Origin of the sequence: Streptomyces sp. NPDC005262, from assembly GCF_042872425.1 — a bacterium.
Taxonomy (GTDB): domain Bacteria; phylum Actinomycetota; class Actinomycetes; order Streptomycetales; family Streptomycetaceae; genus Streptomyces.
In genome coordinates this window covers 706,174-723,580 of record NZ_JBIAKK010000001.1, presented here as the reverse complement: position 1 = coordinate 723,580, position 17,407 = coordinate 706,174, and the positions used below count along the sequence as shown (strand labels likewise).

At 70.1% G+C, this 17,407-nt stretch carries 18 protein-coding genes; 11 read left to right on the top strand and 7 right to left on the bottom strand.

What is annotated here, in order from left to right; all coding sequences use genetic code 11:
• Positions 1-300: 300 nt before the first annotated feature.
• The 8 genes from ACFYP5_RS03180 (at position 301) to ACFYP5_RS03145 (ending at position 9,361) form a co-directional block, all read left to right on the top strand.
• Positions 301-1,566, top strand: coding sequence for an amidohydrolase (locus tag ACFYP5_RS03180; protein ID WP_389030724.1), 1,266 nt, complete (start codon positions 301-303; stop codon positions 1,564-1,566).
• A 138-nt stretch (positions 1,567-1,704) separates the two neighbouring features.
• Positions 1,705-2,745: a BMP family protein gene (locus ACFYP5_RS03175; protein WP_389029831.1), complete on the top strand. Its 1,041-nt coding sequence runs from the start codon at positions 1,705-1,707 to the stop codon at positions 2,743-2,745.
• 256 nt (positions 2,746-3,001) lie between these two features.
• Positions 3,002-4,594, top strand: a complete 1,593-nt coding sequence (locus tag ACFYP5_RS03170; RefSeq protein WP_389029828.1) for an ABC transporter ATP-binding protein — start codon at positions 3,002-3,004, stop codon at positions 4,592-4,594.
• Positions 4,591-5,706 carry an ABC transporter permease gene (locus tag ACFYP5_RS03165; RefSeq protein WP_389029825.1) on the top strand — a complete coding sequence of 372 codons (1,116 nt, stop codon included), beginning with the start codon at positions 4,591-4,593 and terminating at the stop codon, positions 5,704-5,706. The genes ACFYP5_RS03170 and ACFYP5_RS03165 overlap by 4 nt, the downstream gene beginning before the upstream one ends.
• Complete coding sequence (locus ACFYP5_RS03160) at positions 5,703-6,992, top strand: ABC transporter permease (RefSeq protein ID WP_389029822.1); 1,290 nt, start codon at positions 5,703-5,705, stop codon at positions 6,990-6,992. Before ACFYP5_RS03165 ends, ACFYP5_RS03160 begins: the two co-directional genes overlap by 4 nt.
• Positions 6,989-7,387, top strand: coding sequence for a cytidine deaminase (locus ACFYP5_RS03155; protein ID WP_389029820.1), 399 nt, complete (start codon positions 6,989-6,991; stop codon positions 7,385-7,387). The genes ACFYP5_RS03160 and ACFYP5_RS03155 overlap by 4 nt, the downstream gene beginning before the upstream one ends.
• Before the next feature lie 112 nt (positions 7,388-7,499).
• Positions 7,500-8,777, top strand: a complete 1,278-nt coding sequence (locus ACFYP5_RS03150; RefSeq protein WP_389029818.1) for a thymidine phosphorylase — start codon at positions 7,500-7,502, stop codon at positions 8,775-8,777.
• A 20-nt stretch (positions 8,778-8,797) separates the two neighbouring features.
• Positions 8,798-9,361: an STAS domain-containing protein gene (locus ACFYP5_RS03145; protein WP_389029815.1), complete on the top strand. Its 564-nt coding sequence runs from the start codon at positions 8,798-8,800 to the stop codon at positions 9,359-9,361.
• Positions 9,362-9,385: 24 nt separating this feature from the next.
• Here ACFYP5_RS03145 and ACFYP5_RS03140 read toward each other — a convergent pair whose 3' ends face one another.
• The 4 genes from ACFYP5_RS03140 to ACFYP5_RS03125 all read right to left on the bottom strand — a co-directional run bounded on the left by ACFYP5_RS03140 (position 9,386) and on the right by ACFYP5_RS03125 (position 12,852).
• Positions 9,386-9,649, bottom strand: a complete 264-nt coding sequence (locus ACFYP5_RS03140; RefSeq protein ID WP_389029812.1) for a hypothetical protein — start codon at positions 9,647-9,649, stop codon at positions 9,386-9,388.
• Entirely contained in the window at positions 9,646-10,662 is a 1,017-nt protein-coding gene (locus ACFYP5_RS03135) for a sigma-70 family RNA polymerase sigma factor (protein ID WP_389029809.1), read from the bottom strand. The genes ACFYP5_RS03140 and ACFYP5_RS03135 overlap by 4 nt, the downstream gene beginning before the upstream one ends.
• 77 nt (positions 10,663-10,739) lie before the next feature.
• Complete coding sequence (locus ACFYP5_RS03130; RefSeq protein WP_389029807.1) at positions 10,740-11,456, bottom strand: L,D-transpeptidase family protein; 717 nt, start codon at positions 11,454-11,456, stop codon at positions 10,740-10,742.
• Positions 11,457-11,541: 85 nt separating this feature from the next.
• On the bottom strand, positions 11,542-12,852 hold the full coding sequence (locus tag ACFYP5_RS03125; protein WP_389029804.1) for an MFS transporter: 1,311 nt from the start codon (positions 12,850-12,852) through the stop codon (positions 11,542-11,544).
• A gap of 62 nt (positions 12,853-12,914) precedes the next feature.
• Between ACFYP5_RS03125 and ACFYP5_RS03120 the strand changes: the two genes are divergently transcribed.
• Positions 12,915-13,868 (top strand): LysR family transcriptional regulator, encoded by a 954-nt coding sequence (locus ACFYP5_RS03120; protein WP_389029802.1) that lies wholly within the window; start codon positions 12,915-12,917, stop codon positions 13,866-13,868.
• 62 nt (positions 13,869-13,930) lie between these two features.
• On the opposite strand, the gene ACFYP5_RS03115 is transcribed toward ACFYP5_RS03120, so the two are convergent.
• A complete protein-coding gene (locus tag ACFYP5_RS03115) occupies positions 13,931-14,692 on the bottom strand; it encodes an alpha/beta hydrolase (protein WP_389029799.1) in 762 nt (253 codons plus the stop codon).
• A 103-nt stretch (positions 14,693-14,795) separates the two neighbouring features.
• Between ACFYP5_RS03115 and ACFYP5_RS03110 the strand changes: the two genes are divergently transcribed.
• On the top strand, positions 14,796-15,950 hold the full coding sequence (locus ACFYP5_RS03110; protein ID WP_383108035.1) for an adenosine deaminase: 1,155 nt from the start codon (positions 14,796-14,798) through the stop codon (positions 15,948-15,950).
• Between the two features lie 135 nt (positions 15,951-16,085).
• Positions 16,086-16,415 (top strand): hypothetical protein, encoded by a 330-nt coding sequence (locus ACFYP5_RS03105; protein WP_389029797.1) that lies wholly within the window; start codon positions 16,086-16,088, stop codon positions 16,413-16,415.
• A gap of 69 nt (positions 16,416-16,484) precedes the next feature.
• On the opposite strand, the gene ACFYP5_RS03100 is transcribed toward ACFYP5_RS03105, so the two are convergent.
• Together ACFYP5_RS03100 and ACFYP5_RS03095 are read right to left on the bottom strand one after the other, a co-directional pair.
• A complete protein-coding gene (locus ACFYP5_RS03100) occupies positions 16,485-16,691 on the bottom strand; it encodes a PspC domain-containing protein (RefSeq protein ID WP_030914632.1) in 207 nt (68 codons plus the stop codon).
• Positions 16,692-16,784: 93 nt separating this feature from the next.
• Positions 16,785-17,333, bottom strand: coding sequence for a VanZ family protein (locus ACFYP5_RS03095; protein ID WP_389029795.1), 549 nt, complete (start codon positions 17,331-17,333; stop codon positions 16,785-16,787).
• Between the last annotated feature and the right edge of the window lie 74 nt (positions 17,334-17,407).

Sequence of the window (17,407 nt, the reverse complement as noted above, 5' to 3'; positions counted from 1 at the left end):
CGGGACGGCGGACCGGCAGCGACCGGTGCTACCGCCCGGAGGCCCCTCGTCCCGCGGCCCCGCCCAGGTGTACGGCACACTCGGACCGAGCGGGCCGGCGACGCAGCGTAAGCCGTGCGGAGTCCGGTCCGTCCGGGGGGCATCGCGCACACCTTCGGGGGAAACGGGTGAGTTTACCCACCTCCATCTCACGTCACACGCTCCGACGCCGTATTTTGTTCCTCTATGCGGCTGAACTTTTGTTGATCTGTGGTCAGTTGAGGGGGCAAGGGGCCTACCCTTCAACAGGTGAACCAGTTGATGTCCCGCGAGTCCGATCCCGAGCCGCCCGAGGACGCCGCCCTGCCCGGAACGCTGCCCGAGCCCCTGCGGGCCGAGCTGATCGCCTTCCGGCGCGATCTGCACATGCACCCCGAGCTCGGCAACCAGGAGTTCCGCACCACCGCGGCCATCAAGGCCCGGCTGGAGAAGGCCGGGCTCGAACCCCGGGTGCTCTCCACCGGGACCGGGCTGATCTGCGACGTGGGCACATCGGGAGGGGCGCGGAGCTCGGACGAGGGCGATGACCGGCGGGCGGGCGACCCGCGGCCCATGCTCGCCCTGCGCGCGGACATCGACGCACTGCCCATCCCGGACACCAAGACCGGTGTCCCCTACCGGTCCACCGTTCCCGACCGGGCGCACGCCTGTGGGCACGACATCCACACCACCACCGTCCTCGGCGCCGGACTCGTCCTCGCCGAGCTCGACCGGCAGGGGCTGCTGCCGCACCCCGTGCGGCTGATCTTCCAGCCGGCCGAGGAGGTGCTGCCCGGTGGGGCGGCCGATGCGATCGAGGCCGGGGTGCTGGAAGGCGTCGGGCGGATCATCGGGGTGCACTGCGACCCGAGGGTCGATGTGGGGAGGGTCGGGCTGCGGGCCGGGCCGATCACCTCGGCGTGCGACCGGCTGGAGGTCACCCTGGACGGACCCGGCGGTCACACCGCCCGTCCGCATCTGACCACCGACCTGGTCACCGCCGCCGCGAAGGTGGCCACCGAGGTGCCCGCGCTGCTCGCCCGCCGGGTCGACGCCCGCTGGGGGCTCGCGCTCACCTGGGGGCGGCTGGTGGCCGGGCACACGTGCAATGTGATCCCGCAGCACGCCGAACTGTCCGGGACCGTCCGCTGCCTGGATCTGGCGGCGTGGCGCGAGGCGCCGGATCTGGTCCATGCCGCCATCGACGAGGTGGCCGGAATGCATAGGGCCAAGTCCGTGATCAACTACGTCCGTGGGGTCCCGCCGGTCGTGAACGACCCGGGGACGACCGAGCTGCTGGCCGCCGCCATGGCCGTGCGCCGCGGACCGTATGCGATCGAGGACACCGAGCAGAGCCTCGGCGGGGAGGACTTCTCCTGGTATCTGGAGCACGTTCCGGGGGCCATGGCACGGCTCGGAGTGCGTACGCCGGGGGACACTCGGCGCCTGGACCTGCACCGTGGAGACTTCGATGCGGACGAGGAGGCGATCACCGTTGGCGTGGAGCTGTTCACCGCCGCGGCTTTGCTCGACGGCAACCGTTCGTAACCGGACAGGTCACCCCCGGTTCGCGACGATCCGATAACGGCTTCCGTACAGGGCTTTATCTGACATCTACGCGCGTTACGATCGCGGCGAAACCAGCGCCGGAAGAGGCGCTTCGGTCAGGTTTGAAGGAGCCTTCCCTTGCGCCGGGTATCCAAGATCACCGCTGCGTGTGCCATCACTGCGGCTCTCGCGCTCACCGCCACCGCGTGTGGCGAGTCCTCCGACGAGAGCACCAGCTCCGACAAGGGCCAGATGAAGATCGGCATGGCCTTCGACGTGGGCGGCCGGGGCGACAACTCGTTCAACGACTCCGCCGCACGTGGTCTGGACAAGGCCAAGGCCGAGTTCAACGCCGAGACGAAGGAGCTCACCGCCAAGAACGGTGAGACCCCGGCCGACCGCGAGCAGCGTCTGGAGTCGCTCGCCGAGGGCGGCTACAACCCGGTCATCGCGATCGGCTTCGCGTACAAGGACGCGGTCGACAAGATCGCCCCGAAGTACCCGAAGGTGAACTTCGGTCTGGTCGACTCGGTCTCCGACGCCAAGAACGTCGCCTCCATCGTCTTCACCGAGGAGCAGGGCTCGTACCTCGCCGGTGTCGCGGCCGCGCTGAAGTCGAAGGACGGCCAGGTCGGCTTCATCGGCGGTGTGGACCTTCCGCTGATCAAGAAGTTCGCCGCCGGTTACCAGCAGGGTGTCCTGGACACGAACCCGAAGGCCAAGGTGCAGATCCAGTACCTGTCCACCGGTTCGGACCTGTCCGGCTTCGGCAGCCCCGACAAGGGCAAGGCCGCCGCCAAGGGCATGCTCGACAAGGGTGCGGACGTCATCTTCGCCGCCGCGGGCGGTTCGGGTGCCGGCACGATCGAGGCCGTCGCGGGTCAGAAGGGCGCCTGGGCCATCGGCGTCGACTCCGACCAGGCTCTGGACCCGGCGCTGTCGAAGTACAAGGACTCGATCCTGACCTCGGTCGTCAAGAACGTCGACGCCGGTGTCTACGACCTGGTCAAGTCCGTCAAGGACGGCAAGCCGCTGACCGGTGTCCAGACGTACTCCCTGGCCAAGGGCGGCGTGTCGCTGACCACCACGGGTGACCACCTCACGGACATCCAGGCGAAGCTCGACGAGGCGAAGAAGAAGATCGTCGACGGCACGATCACGGTCAAGACCACGCTCTGATCGTTCTGTTGATCGGGGCCCGGCGGGAGCTGCTTCGGTTGCTCGCCCGGGCCCCGATTTCGCGTACGCGCCCGGGCCCCGCCTTTCCGTAGCCGTGCGCACACGGTCCGCCACCTGCTGTCGGGTGGCCAACGATTCGGTGGCGCTACGCGCGTAGCGTCGCCCGGGCGCGGTACCTTTTCTCGCTCCCACCGCCTCCGCCCTCCGCTCCTGTCAAGGAGAGTGCGTCATCAACGCGTCCAGCAGTCCTCATGCCGTGGAGCTCCGCGGTATCACCAAGCGATTCCCCGGGGTCGTGGCCAACCACGACATCGACATCACCGTGCGCCGCGGCACCGTCCACGCTCTCGTCGGCGAGAACGGTGCCGGCAAGTCCACTCTGATGAAGATCCTGTACGGCATGCAGAAGCCGGACGAGGGCACCATCGCGGTGGACGGCGAGCAGGTCTCGTTCCACAACCCGGGCGACGCCATCGCCCGCGGCATCGGCATGGTGCACCAGCACTTCATGCTCGCCGACTACCTCACCGTCCTCGAGAACGTCGTCCTCGGCTCCGAGAAGCTGTACGGGATCGGCGACCGGGCCCGCGCCAGGATCAAGGAGATCTCCGACGCGTACGGCCTCGGCGTCCGGCCGGACGCCATGGTCGAGGACCTCGGGGTCGCCGACCGCCAGCGCGTGGAGATCCTCAAGGTCCTCTACCGCGGCGCCCGCACCCTGATCCTCGACGAGCCGACCGCCGTTCTCGTACCGCAGGAGGTCGACGCACTCTTCGACAACCTGCGCGAGCTCAAGGCCGAGGGCCTGACGGTCATCTTCATCTCGCACAAGCTCGGCGAGGTCCTCTCCGTCGCCGACGAGATCACGGTGATCCGGCGCGGTACGACGGTGGGCACCGCCGACCCGGCGAACACGACGACCAAGCAGCTCGCCGAGCTGATGGTCGGCAGCGAGCTGCCGTCGCCGGAGACCCGCGAGTCGACCGTCACCGACACGCCGATGCTCACCGTCGACGACCTGCGTCTGACCGCCACCGACCCGGACGGAGTGGTGCGTGCCGTGCTCGACGGCATCACGTTCACCATCCACAAGGGCGAGGTCCTCGGCATCGCGGGCGTCGAGGGCAACGGCCAGTCCGAGCTGGTGGACGCCATCATGGGCATGCGCTCGCCGGACCACGGGGTGCTCACCCTGGACGGCGCCGACATCTCCCGTACGCCCACGCGCAAGCGCCGCGAGGACGGCATGGCCGTCATTCCGGAGGACCGCCACCGGCACGGGCTGCTGCTCGAGGCCCCGCTGTGGGAGAACAGGATCCTCGGCCACGTCACCGAGAAGCCCAACAGCAGGGGCGCGTTCCTCGACCTCAAGGCCGCGCGTGCCGACACCGAGCGGATCGTGCGCGAGTACGACGTCCGAACGCCCGGCATCGAGGTCACCGCGGCCTCGCTCTCCGGCGGCAACCAGCAGAAGCTGATCGTCGGCCGCGAGATGAGCCACTCCCCGAAGCTGCTGATCGCCGCGCATCCCACCCGGGGTGTGGACGTCGGGGCGCAGGCGCAGATCTGGGACCAGATCCGCGAGGCGCGTCGCGAGGGTCTGGCGGTGCTGCTGATCTCCGCCGACCTGGACGAGCTGATCGGGCTCTCCGACACCCTGCGTGTCATGTACCGCGGCCGGCTGGTCGCGGACGCCGATCCGGCGACCATCACTCCGGAGGAGCTGGGCTCGGCGATGACGGGAGCGGCCAGGGGCCATCTCGAAGCGCCGGCCGAGTCCGGTACGGATGCGGAGTCCGGTCCGGACACCGCCGACACCGACCCCCGGGACGGGGGAGAGGACCGATGAAGAAGTTCGACAAGGAGCGGCTGCTCCTGGGGATCGCGGCCCCGGTACTCGCGATCGTGGTCGCGTTCCTGGTGACCGCCCTCGTGCTGGCCCTCACCGGCAAGGAACCGTTCAGCGCGTTCGGCATCATGTTCGACTACGGGGTGAAGTCGGACAGCCAGGTCTACATCCTGAACAAGGCGACGACGTACTACCTCGCGGGTCTCGCGGTGGCCGTCGGCTTCCGGATGAACCTGTTCAACATCGGCGTGGACGGCCAGTACCGCCTCGCCGCCTTCTTCGCCGCAGCCCTCGGCGGCGCGCTGACGCTGCCGGGCGCCCTCCAGATCCCGCTGATCATCCTCACAGCGATGATCGTGGGCGCGATGTGGGCCGGGATCGCCGGTGTCCTCAAGGTCACCCGGGGTGTCAGCGAGGTCGTTTCGACGATCATGCTGAACTCCATCGCGACCGCGATCATCGGCTATCTGCTCCAGCAGGGCCGCCTCGGTCACCTCGACGAGGCCGGCACGAAGATCTCCACCAAGCCGCTCCCGGAGTCCTCGCACTTCTTCGAGTTCCCGACCACCCCGACGCCCGTCTGGGGCTTCATCGTGATCGCGATCGTCGCGGGCGTCGCCTACTGGTTCACGCTCTCGCGCACCCGGTTCGGCTTCGATCTGCGGACGGTCGGCCAGTCCGACTCCGCGGCCGAGGCCAGTGGTGTCAACGTCAAGAAGATGGTCGTCACCTCGATGCTGATCTCCGGCGCGGTGGCCGGCCTGATCGGCATGCCGACGCTCCTCAACGACAGCTACGAGTACAGCGGCGACTTCCCCATCGGTATCGGCTTCACCGGTATCGCCATCGCACTCCTGGGCCGCAACCACCCCGTCGGCATCGCGCTCGGCGCGCTGCTCTGGGGCTTCCTGGAGCGCGGCACCGGAAAGCTCGAGTTCGAGGGGTACGACAAGGAGATCGTCGGCGTCATCCAGGGCGTCATCGTCCTGTGCGTCGTCATCGCGTACGAAGTCGTCCGCCGCTACGGACTCAAGCGCCAGCAGAGCAAGGTCGGCGCGGAACTCGCCGCACAGGCCGCCCGTAACTCCGACCAGCAGGAGGTGTCGGCGTGACCGCCACGGCGACTTCCACCCCGCCGCCCGCGGCCCCCAGGGTCTCCGGTGGCAAGGGCGGCCGCACCCGCCTGTCCTTCCCCGTCGTCCTGCTGATCGTCGCGGGCGCGCTGCTCGCGCTGTCCGCGGTACGCGCCGTCACCGGCGCCGAGGACGTCACCTCGGCAGGGCAGATCAGCGCGACGCTCGCGATGGCCGTGCCGATCGGGCTCGCCGGTCTCGGCGGCCTGTGGGCCGAGCGGGCCGGTGTGGTCAACATCGGCCTCGAAGGCATGATGATCCTCGGCACCTTCTTCGGTGCCTGGGCCGGCTGGCAGACCAACCCCTGGCTGGGCGTGCTGGCCGGCGTCATCGGCGGCATGGTCGGCGGGCTGCTGCACGCCGTCGCGACCGTCACCTTCGGCGTCGACCACATCATCTCCGGTATCGCCATCAACATCCTGGCGGTCGGGTTCACCACCTACTTCGCCAAGCTCTGGTTCAACACGGGCGAGGCGGCGGCCAAGGGCGGCAGCCCCAAGCAGTCGCCACCGGCCGACGAGATCACCTCGGTGACGATCCCCGGCCTGTCGGACTGGCTGCACTCGATCGAGAAGCACCACTGGTTCTTCGTCTCCGACCTGGCCGGGATCATCGGCGGTCTGGTCACCAATGTGTCGCTGCTGACGATCCTGGCCGTGATCCTCTTCGTCGGGACGTTCTTCGTCCTGTGGAAGACGTCGTTCGGACTGCGGCTGCGCTCCTGCGGCGAGAACCCGGTCGCCGCCGAGTCGCTCGGCGTGAACGTCTACCGCTACAAGTACATCGCGGTGATCATCTCGGGCGGCATGGCCGGACTCGGCGGTGCCTTCCTCTCCCTGGTGACCTCGCACATCTACAACGAGGGCCAGACCGGCGGCCGCGGATACATCGGTCTCGCCGCGATGATCTTCGGCAACTGGCGGCCCGGCGGGCTCGCCATGGGCGCGGGCCTGTTCGGCTTCGCCGACGCGCTCCAGCTGCGCAACGGCGGCGAGTCCGTCCATGCGCTGCTGCTCCTGCTGTTCGTCGTGCTGGCCGTGCTGGCCGCCTGGAAGCTCTACCGCAAGAGCTTCGTCCAGGGCGGGATCAGCGCCGTCATCGCCGCTGCCGTACTGGTCTGGTACCTCGCCACGGACACGGTGCCCACCGAGTTCGTGAGCGCCACCCCGTACGTCGTCACGCTGCTCGTCCTCTCGCTCTCCGCACAGAGGCTGCGGATGCCGAAGGCGGACGGCATGCGGTACCGCAAGGGGCAGGGCAAGTGACCGCGGCCGCCGACGTCGACTGGGACGCGCTGCGCGTCGCCGCCCGGGACGCCATGTCCCGGGCGTACGCCCCCTACTCGGGCTACCCGGTAGGTGTCGCGGCGCGCGTCGACGACGGCCGCACGGTGGTCGGCTGCAACGTCGAGAACGCCTCGTACGGACTGAGCCTGTGCGCCGAGTGCGGCCTGGTCTCGCAGCTCAACGCCACCGGCGGCGGCCGTCTGACCCACTTCACCTGTGTCGACGGGACGGGCGCGATCCTGGTCCCGTGCGGCAGGTGCCGGCAGCTGCTGTTCGAGTTCGGCGGACCGGAGCTCGTCCTGGAGACCCCGGACGGCCTCCGCACGCTCGACGAGATGCTGCCGCAGGCCTTCGGTCCGGACCATCTGAAGTAGAACTGCTGTGGCCCTCCCGTCCGCTGGGAGGGCCACACCCGTATCCACCCTCTATGCGCGTAGAGTCATTCGGGACTCCTGCGTACGTACCGGCCGGAAGGACTCCCAGGACATGGACGCCATCTCCGTCATCCGCACCAAGCGCGACCGGGGCGAGCTGACCCCAGAGCAGATCGACTGGGTCATCGACGCCTACACCCGCGGCGAGGTCGCCGACGAGCAGATGTCCGCACTGGCCATGGCGATCCTGCTGAACGGTATGAACCGTACGGAGATCGCCCGCTGGACCGCCGCCATGATCGCCTCGGGTGAGCGGATGAACTTCGACTCGCTCTCCCGCCCCACCACCGACAAGCACTCCACCGGCGGTGTCGGCGACAAGATCACCCTGCCGCTGGCTCCGCTGGTCGCGGCCTGTGGAGCCGCTGTGCCGCAGCTCAGCGGCCGCGGTCTCGGCCACACCGGCGGCACCCTCGACAAGCTGGAGTCCATCCCCGGCTGGCGTGCCCACCTCTCGAACGCCGAGATGCTCGACGTCCTGGACACCACCGGCGCCGTGATCTGCGCCGCCGGTGACGGTCTGGCCCCGGCCGACAAGAAGTTGTACGCGCTCCGCGATGTCACCGGCACCGTCGAGGCCATCCCGCTGATCGCGAGCTCGATCATGTCCAAGAAGATCGCCGAGGGCACCGGCGCGCTCGTCCTGGACGTCAAGGTCGGCTCCGGCGCCTTCATGAAGACCATCGAGGACGCCCGTGAACTGGCCTCCACCATGGTCGCGCTGGGCACCGACAGCGGCGTACGGACGGTCGCGCTCCTCACCGACATGGCCACCCCGCTCGGCCTGACCGCGGGCAACGCCCTGGAGGTCCGCGAGTCGGTCGAGGTCCTGGCCGGCGGCGGCCCCAAGGACGTCATCGACCTCACCCTCGCCCTGGCCCGCGAGATGCTCGACGCGGCCGGACTCAAGGACGCCGACCCGGAGAAGGCCCTGGCCGACGGCTCCGCGATGGACGTCTGGCGCCGGATGATCTCCGCCCAGGGTGGCGACCCGGACGCCACGCTCCCGGTCGCCCGCGAGCAGCACGTGGTGGCGGCCCACACCTCCGGCGTACTGACCCGTCTCGACGCGTACGACATCGGCGTCGCCGCCTGGCGCCTCGGCGCGGGCCGGGCCCGCAAGGAGGACCCGGTGCAGGCGGGCGCGGGCATCGAAATGCACGCCAAGCCGGGCGACACGGTGACCAAGGGCCAGCGGCTGCTGACGCTGCACACGGACACCCCGGAGAAGTTCGAGTACGCGCTGAAGGCCCTGCCCGGGTCGTTCGACATCGACCCGGCCGGCACGGACTTCACCGCCACCCCCGTGGTGCGGGAACGTATCGCCTGACCTGGGGATTTCCCGTACGGGTGAACGGGACCGGTGGACTGCCGCCGGTCCCGTTCGGCATGCTGGACCCGGTGACGCCCCGCCAGGAGGGGACCGCCGTGGACGCACTCGCCGTCGGCCCCGTGACCGCCGTGGGCGCACTCGGTGCCGACCCGTGCCGGGCCACGGCCAGGACACCGGGGTCCTCCCCGCCGGCTGAGAAGCGTCACCGGGAGCGGGACCGCTCAGCGATGAGTTCCGGCTGCCCGGCCGGTCTTCCTGACGTGGAAGCCACGCCCTCGATCGTTCTCGTCGTCACCGGCCGTGTCACACGCGCCGCCGTGCCGGCACTCTGCGCCGAGCTGGAGTCGTTGCTGTACGACGCCGAGGGCGTGATCCGTGACCCGGGTGCCGGGGTGGACTGCGACGTGGGCGGGGTCATACAGGCGGATCTGGCCCTGGTCGAGGCAGTGGTCCGGCTGGGGCTCGTCGCGCGCCGCGCCGGTGGCAGACAGCTGCGGCTGCGCAGGGCGCCGCCCGAACTGCAGGCGCTGCTGGATCTGGTGGGGCTCGGCGATGTCGTGACTCCGGGGGAGCGGAGCTGAGGTGCCGGGTCCCGTTCCTCCGGGTCAGTGGGTCCGCGCGCAGACGACCAGCAGCGGGGCTGCCGGGGCCGTGGGGCGCGGTGCCGGCATCGCTGTCGCCACCGCGTGGGCGTCGCAGGCGTGCTCCGGCTGAGGTCCCGGTTCGGCGCCGGAGGCAGGGGGACGGGACGGGCCGGGTCCCTCGGTGGCGACGGGTTCCCCCAGCCACTGCGTGGCCCCCCAGCCGCCGACCGCCAGCACCACCCAGCCCGCCACCAGCGCGTGCCGCAGCCGTATGCCGTGCCTCACGCCGCACCTGCGTCGAGGTGGTCGGGCAGACCGAAGAGCGGGAACCAGCGGGGTGTGTCCAGGAAGCAGTGCACTCCGGTGATCGCACCGTCCGAGATGTCGATGACCTGCACCGCCCACGGCACGAAGCCGGGGCCGTCCGGATCCGGCTTGTAGTGGGCGAACGCCGGGGTGCCGTTCGCCGCGGTCGCCACCAGTCGGGAGCCCTCGCAGCTCGCGCCGAGGGAGACCATGAAGCCCGTGATGTCGTGCTGCCCTTGCAGCCAGAGGTCGAACGGGGGCATCGTCATCACGGCGTCCTCGTGGAGCAGCGCGGTCAGCGCCGCCATGTCGTAGCCCTCGAACGCAGCCACGTACCGCTCGAGGAGCTTGCGCTGCTCCTCGTCGAGCGGGTCCGCGGTGTCGGCGGTCAGTCCCCCGGTCTCGGCGAGGGTCGCCCTGGCCCGCTGCAGGGCGCTGTTGACCGAGGCGACCGAGGTGTCGAGCAGCTCGGCGACCTCGCTCGCCCGCCAGGCCAGCACCTCGCGCAGGATCAGCACGGCCCGCTGCTTGGGCGGCAGATGCTGCAGCGCGGCGACGAACGCGAGGCGCACCGACTCCCGTGCCACCGCGGCCTCCGCCGGATCGGCCGCCGACGGCAGGATCCGCCCGTCCGGCATCGGCTCCAGCCAGGTGTTCTCCGGCAGCGGGTTGAGCGCGGCCCGGGCAAGCGGTGTCGGGCCCGTCAGGTCGACCGGGCGGGCCCGCTTCTTCCCCGCGTTCAGCATGTCGAGGCAGACGTTGGTGGCGATCCGGTACAGCCAGGAGCGCAGCGAGGAACGACCCTCGAACTTCTCGAAGTTGCGCCAGGCGCGCACCATCGTGTCCTGTACGGCGTCCTCCGCCTCGAAGGCCGAGCCGAGCATCCGGTAGCAGTAACCGGTCAGCTCGACCCGGTGTCCCTCCAGTCGGCTGTCGATGTCCGCTGCTGCCGTCAGATCACTCATCGCTCCACCCCTGTTGCGTTGTGTCACTGCTCACCCGGCACTTCGGAAGCTACAGGAGGCCACTGACAACAGGGGTGGAAGTGCCGAAGCCGCTCGCGTTCCGGTCACGTTCCGGGCTTGCGCCCGTACACGTACACGTCGTCGCCGTTCTTCAGCAGATTCCAATACGCCTTGGCGTCCACGTCCCGCATGTTGACGCAGCCGTGCGACCCCGGCGGGTTCCACATCTTCAGACCGACCGAGTGGAACGCCTGCCCGCCGTCGAAGAACTGCGAGTACGGCATCCACACGTGGTACAGCGACGACCAGTGCTTGATGTGCCGCAGGTAGACCTTCTTCGCCCCGGTGCGGGTCTCGTATCCGTTCCGCCCGCTGCGGATCGGCACCGGACCGTACTTCAGCTTGGCGCCGTCCTGGATCCAGCTCAGCTGCCGGGTCAGGTCCACACACGCGATGCGCCCCTTGTTGGTGGGGCACTTCCCGGCCTTGTTGGGGTTCTTGCCGGCCGCCTTCTGGGCGGTCAGCGTCTGCATCGTCCGCCAGGTGATCGGTCCCGCGTACCCGATGTCCGGGGTGATCCCGTAGGTGCGCTGGAACGACTGGATCGCCTTGCAGTCGGCCGCCGACTGCTTGCCGTCGACCGTCCGGTGCAGGTATTTCTCGACCTGCTTCTGGTACGGCCCGGTGGACGTGGTGCAGGATGCGGCCTGCGCGGAGGCGCCCGATCCGAGGACGAGCGCCGGTGCTGCCATCAGTCCGGCGACGGACAGCGCGACCGCGCGCCGTATCCGGACTCCCCGTATGTTCCTTACGACTCCCATGTACGCCAACTCCCCTTCGCGCGCAGTGCGGTGGTTCCGCCTGCTAGACGCGCGTCGGGGAGTGGATGGTTGTGCGCCCTATGTCTCAGTTCTGTACGGACGCCACCGGTACGAGCCGGCGTCGCTCGGCGCGGGCGACCCGCGACCCGTACAGCGTGATCGAGACGACGCCGAGGACCGCGAGCAGTCCCATCGACACCGTGCCCGCCCAGCCACCGGCGTGGAAGGCGATCGCGCCGAGCGTGCCGCCCGCACTGGAGCCCAGGTAGTACGCGGACTGGTAGAGCGCCGACGCCTGCGCCCGGCCCTTCGTCGCGGTCCGGCTCACGGACGACGAGGCGACCGCGTGCCCGGCGAAGAAGCCCGCCGTGATCAGGACCAGGCCGAGCAGTACGGCGGCCAGCTGGTCGGCGAGCGAGAGCAGCAGACCGGTGGCCGTGGTGGAGACGGCCAGGTAGAGCGCGCCCCGGCGGCCGAGCCGGGAGACGAGCCGCCCGGCCGCGGCCGACGACACCGTACCGACGAGGTAGACCAGGAAGATCGAGCCGATGACGCCCTGCGGGAGGTTGAACGGCTCGCCGATCAGCCGGTAGCCGATCACCGTGTAGACCGCGCCGAACACCGTCATGAACAGGGCGCCGATCGCGTACAGCCTGCGCAGCAGCGGATCGGCGAGGTGTCCGCCCACCGTCTTCGCCAGGGCCTTCGGGTTCAGCGTGCCCGGCGTGAAGTGACGGGCCCTCGGGATCATGAAGTGGAAGACGACCGCGCAGGCCACGGCCAGCAGCCCGACCGCGCCGAGCGCCGCCCGCCAGCCCCACAGCTGGGCGATCCAGCCGGTGAGGATGCGGCCGCTCATGCCGCCGATGCTGTTGCCCGCCACGAACAGTCCGATCGCGGCCACCAGCGCCTTCGGCCGTACCTCCTCGGCCAGGTACGCCATCGCGGAGGCGGGCAGCCCGGCCAGGGCCGCGCCCTGGACGGCGCGCAGCGCGATCAGCCAGCCGAGCGAGGGGGCGAACGGCACGAGCAGACCCACCAGTACGGCGACCGTCAGCGACGCGGTCATCAGCTGCCGCCGTCCGAACCGCTCGGAGAGCGCACTCATCGGCAGTACACACAGCGCCAGCGCACCCGTCGCCGCGGAGACCGTCCAGCTGGCCTGGCCGGCCGTGGCGCCGAAACCGGCGGAGACGGCGGGCAGCAGCGCCTGGGTGGAGTAGAGGAGTGCGAACGTCGCGACACCCGCGGCGAAGAGCGCGAAGCTCATCCGGCGGTAGCCGGGGCCGCCGGGCTCCAGCCGGTCCGGAACGGCGGCGGCAGCGGGGACGACGGGCGATGACGGGGCTGCGGCGTCCAGCGTGAGGGTGGACGCCTGGGTACTGGCAGGAGACATATCTCGAAAGTAGATCGTTCTGATTCATGCGTCCAATGCACGAACTAGCCATAATCAATCCCATGGTGCATGAACGCAGCTCACAGCCTCGGCTGTCACCGAGTAGTTACGAAGAAGACATTCGCGCAGTCCTCGCGCCGCGGCTCGCGTACTTCGAGGCGGTGGCCCGCCACGAGCACGTCACCCGCGCCGCACACGAGCTCGGCGTCCCGCAGTCCACGCTGTCGCGGGCGATGGTCAGGCTGGAACAGGACCTGGGCGTCGCCCTGTTCGCCCGCAGGGGCCGTACCGTCTCCCTCACCCCGGCGGGCCGCACCTTCCTGGGCTCCGCCGAGCGGGCCCTCACCGAGGTGGAGCGGGCCGCGGACTCGGTACGGGCCGACGCCGACCCGACCGCCGGCAAGGTGGCCTTCGGTTTCCTGCACACGATGGGCTCGGAGACCGTTCCCGCACTGATCCGGGCCTTCCGCGCCGACCACCCCCGCGTGCGCTTCCAACTCGTGCAGAACTACGGCGAGGCGATGATCGAGCGGCTCCGGGCCGGCGGCCTGGACCTCTGCCTCACCTCACCCGTCCCGGACGCCCCCGACCTGGTGGCTCGCCGTCTCGACGAGCAGCGGCTGCGCCTGGTCGTCCCCGACGACCACCGGCTCGCCTCCCGCAGGCGTATTCGCCTGGCCGAGGCCGCCGACGAGGCGTTCGTGACCCTGGAGCCGGGATACGGCCTGCGGCGGATCACCGACGACCTGTGCGCGGAGGCGGGCTTCAGGCCCCGCGTGGCGTTCGAGGGCGAGGAGACGGAGACCCTGCGCGGCCTGGTGGCCGCCGGCCTCGGCGTCGCCCTGCTGCCGCCGCCCGCGGTGGCCCGCCCGGGCGTCGTCGAGCTGACGGTCACGGCCCCGCGTGCGGCCCGCGAGATCGGCGTGGCCTGGCTGGACGGCCACCCGGACACACCCCCGGTGGCGGCGTTCAAACAGTTCCTGCTGTCGCGCCGGGGGCATCTGCTGCCCGACTGACGGGCGGAAGTGCGCACGACGTCACGCAGCGCGTCCCGGGTGTCCACGGCGTCCCGCGCGCCCTAGGACCCCAACGACCGCCCGAACCCCGCGGCCAGCGGCATCCGCAGCCCCAGCGGCGGGGGCGCCGCCAGGGCGTCGGCGACCGGGCGGGCGTAGGTCCGCCCGAACAGCGATCCCCGTACGAAGTCCACCGCCAGCGCCACCACTTCGGCGCGGTGCTGGCGCAGGGCGTGGCCGTCCGAGTGGACCTCGAAGCGGCAGGTGTTCCGGTTGGCCTTCTTGGCGCGCTGGGCCAGGCGGAACGACAACTCGGGGTCGGAGCGTGCGTCGTTCGTGCCGTGGACGAGCAACACCTGGCGGCCCAGCAGATGTTTCACCGGCTCCTGCTCCAACGACCGATCCTCGGGCAGCCAAGGGGCCATCGCCAGAACCGAGTTGACCGCCGGATGGCCGCCGGCGCGCAGCGCCGCACGGCCGCCCATGCCGTGTCCGGCCAGACAGACGGGGACGTCGCCGTACCGCCGTACGACCTCCTCCACCGCCCACTCGGCGTCCGCCGCGAGCTGCGCGTCCGTGGCGTTCCAGCCGCGGCAGCGGTAGTGCACGACATGCGCGGCCAGCCCGTCGTCCTGGCCGGCGCGGGCCAGGGTACGGGCGAGCGGCAGCTGGAGCGCGTACGACAGAGGGGAAGGGCGGCGGTGCGAATCGGCCTCGCCGTCCGGGAGCAGCAGGACCACGCCGCTGACCGCAGGTTGTGCTCCGGCCGTCTTCACGGCCCGTCCCAGCCTCGCAGCAGGCAGGGGGAGTGCGCGCTGTGCCATGACAGAACAGTGTCAGAAGGACAGGTGTACTCCACCCGTATTCGCGGTCACTGTTACGTATCGGCGAGCGACGCTCTACGCGCGTAGGCGCTAGAGTGCCCAGATGATGAGCCCGACCCTCCATGTGCCCGGCCCCGACCAGATCCGGCGTGCCCCCAAGGTGCTGCTCCACGACCACCTCGACGGCGGTCTGCGTCCCGGCACGATCATCGACCTGGCCCGTGACGCGGGCTACGAGGCCCTTCCCGAGACCGAAGCGGACAAGCTCGGCATCTGGTTCCGCGAGGCGGCCGACTCCGGCTCGCTGGAGCGCTACCTGGAGACGTTCGCCCACACCTGCGCCGTCATGCAGACCCGTGAGGCCCTGGTGCGGGTGGCCGCGGAGTGCGCCGAGGACCTCGCCGCGGACGGCGTCGTCTACGCAGAGGTGCGGTACGCCCCCGAGCAGCACCTGGAAGCCGGGCTGACCCTCGAAGAGGTCGTCGAGGCGGTCAACGAGGGCTTCCGCGAGGGTGAGCGCCGGGCCCGGCTGGACGGCAACCGGATCCGGGTGGGTGCCCTACTCACTGCCATGCGGCACGCCGCCCGTGCCCTTGAGATCGCCGAACTCGCAAACCGCTACCGGGATCTGGGCGTCGTCGGCTTCGACATCGCGGGTGCCGAGGCGGGCTACCCGCCCACCCGTCACCTCGACGCCTTCGAGTTCCTCAAGCGCGAGAACAACCACTTCACCATCCACGCGGGCGAGGCCTTCGGGCTGCCGTCGATCTGGCAGGCGCTCCAGTGGTGCGGCGCCGACCGGCTCGGCCACGGCGTCCGCATCATCGACGACATCGAGGTCGCCGAGGACGGCAGTGTGACGCTCGGCCGTCTCGCCTCGTACGTACGGGACAAGCGCATCCCGCTGGAGATGTGCCCGACCTCCAACCTCCAGACCGGCGCCGCCGCCTCGTACGCCGAGCACCCGATCGGGCTGTTGCGCAGGCTGCACTTCCGGGCCACCGTGAATACGGACAACCGGCTGATGAGCGGTACGACCATGAGCCAGGAATTCGAGCGGCTGACCGAGACCTTCGGATACACGCTCGACGACATTCAGTGGTTCACAGTCAATGCGATGAAATCAGCGTTCATTCCTTTCGATGAACGTCTGGCGATGATCAATGACGTGATCAAGCCCGGATACGCCGAGCTGAAGTCGGAGTGGCTTTTCGAGCAGACCTCTGCGACCAGCGCATCTTCCGCTTCCGCGGGCTGAATTACTCCTATGTGACAAACGGCCGGGAAGATCAGATCCCGGCCGTTTGCTGCGTCCGCCTTGTTTGCGGGACCGGTGGCGTGCTGGCTATTTTGCAGAGCCGCTCGCATCCCCTTCCCCAAGGATGAATTTCACATGAAGCAGTCTGCTGCCAGGACTCTCGGTGTCGCCGCTCTCGGTGCCGCTTTCGCCGCTGCCGCCGCCGGTACGGCCTCCGCCGCCGCGCTTCCCGTCGACGCCGCGAACTCCGCTCTGCCGACCGCCCTGCCGATCGCCGGCTCCGCACTGGGGACCGCCACGCAGTCGCTGCCGGTTCAGGACACGGCCGCGAAGCTCCTCGGCAGCGGCCAGACCGAGATCCTCAACGCCGCCGCCGCCCCGGCCAAGGGCCTGCTCGGCGGGCTGCCCGCCGGTGGTGTGAGCACCAGCGGTCTGTCGACCAACGGTCTTCCGCTCGGCGGCTGACCCTCGCACATACGTGAGTGGGGCGGACACCCGGTCAGGGTGTCCGCCCCACTCACGTATGTCCCGGGGCTACCAGGCGGTGGTGGCCGCCGACGCCTTCTCGGCCGGCAGCAGCAGCCACAGCGCCAGATAGAGCAGGAACTGCGGGCCGGGCAGCAGACACGAGACGAGGAAGATCACGCGCATGGTCCCCGCGGACGTGCCGAAGCGCCGTGCCAGCGCTGCGCACACTCCGCCGATCATGCGTCCGTCACGGGGGCGGGCAAGTGCGGCCATGGTGGGCTCCTTCGCGAACCGTTGCCGAGGAGCAGCTCCGTCGTGCTCCCCATGTATCCATGGTGGCCCGGCGAACGGGGGCAAAGCGTCGCTCTACGGGGCGATACCGACCCTGGAAATCGTCGGGGTCGACCCCTGGGGCGTCTCCTCCCTGGGGCGCGGAACCAGTCGTACCCCGTCCTGCCCGCGACGGCGCAGCCGCTTCCGGCACACCGGCACGACCAGCAGATGGGCGAGCCCCACCCCCACGGTGTTCAGCAGCAGCGAGTCGACATCGACGACCTGACCCGGCACTCCGGTCTGCGCCAGCTCGATCGCCAGCGAGATCAGCGACCCGGCGGCGACGGTACGGGCCAGCGAGGCCCACGGAGACACCTGGAGCCGCCCCCCGGCCATGGGCAGCAGCACCCCCAGCGGCGCCAGCAGCAGCAGCCCCTCACCGATCCGGTGCGCCGCCTCGGCCGGGCCGAGGGACAGGTCGGTCCTTATGCCGGCGAACGGACGAAGATTGGCGGCCGTCATCCACGGCACATCCAGCGGGCGCAGAGTCAGCCACCCGACAAGCAGCAGATGCGCGAGGAGGAGGAACACCCCGACCGCGCGGAAGCGGATGACGGCTTGGCCGCCCGAACCTTGACGCACGCCCCCCAAGACGCGGCTACCGGCAGGATCGGTTCCGCCCCGCCCCAGGATGACTCGAAGACCACACGACAACG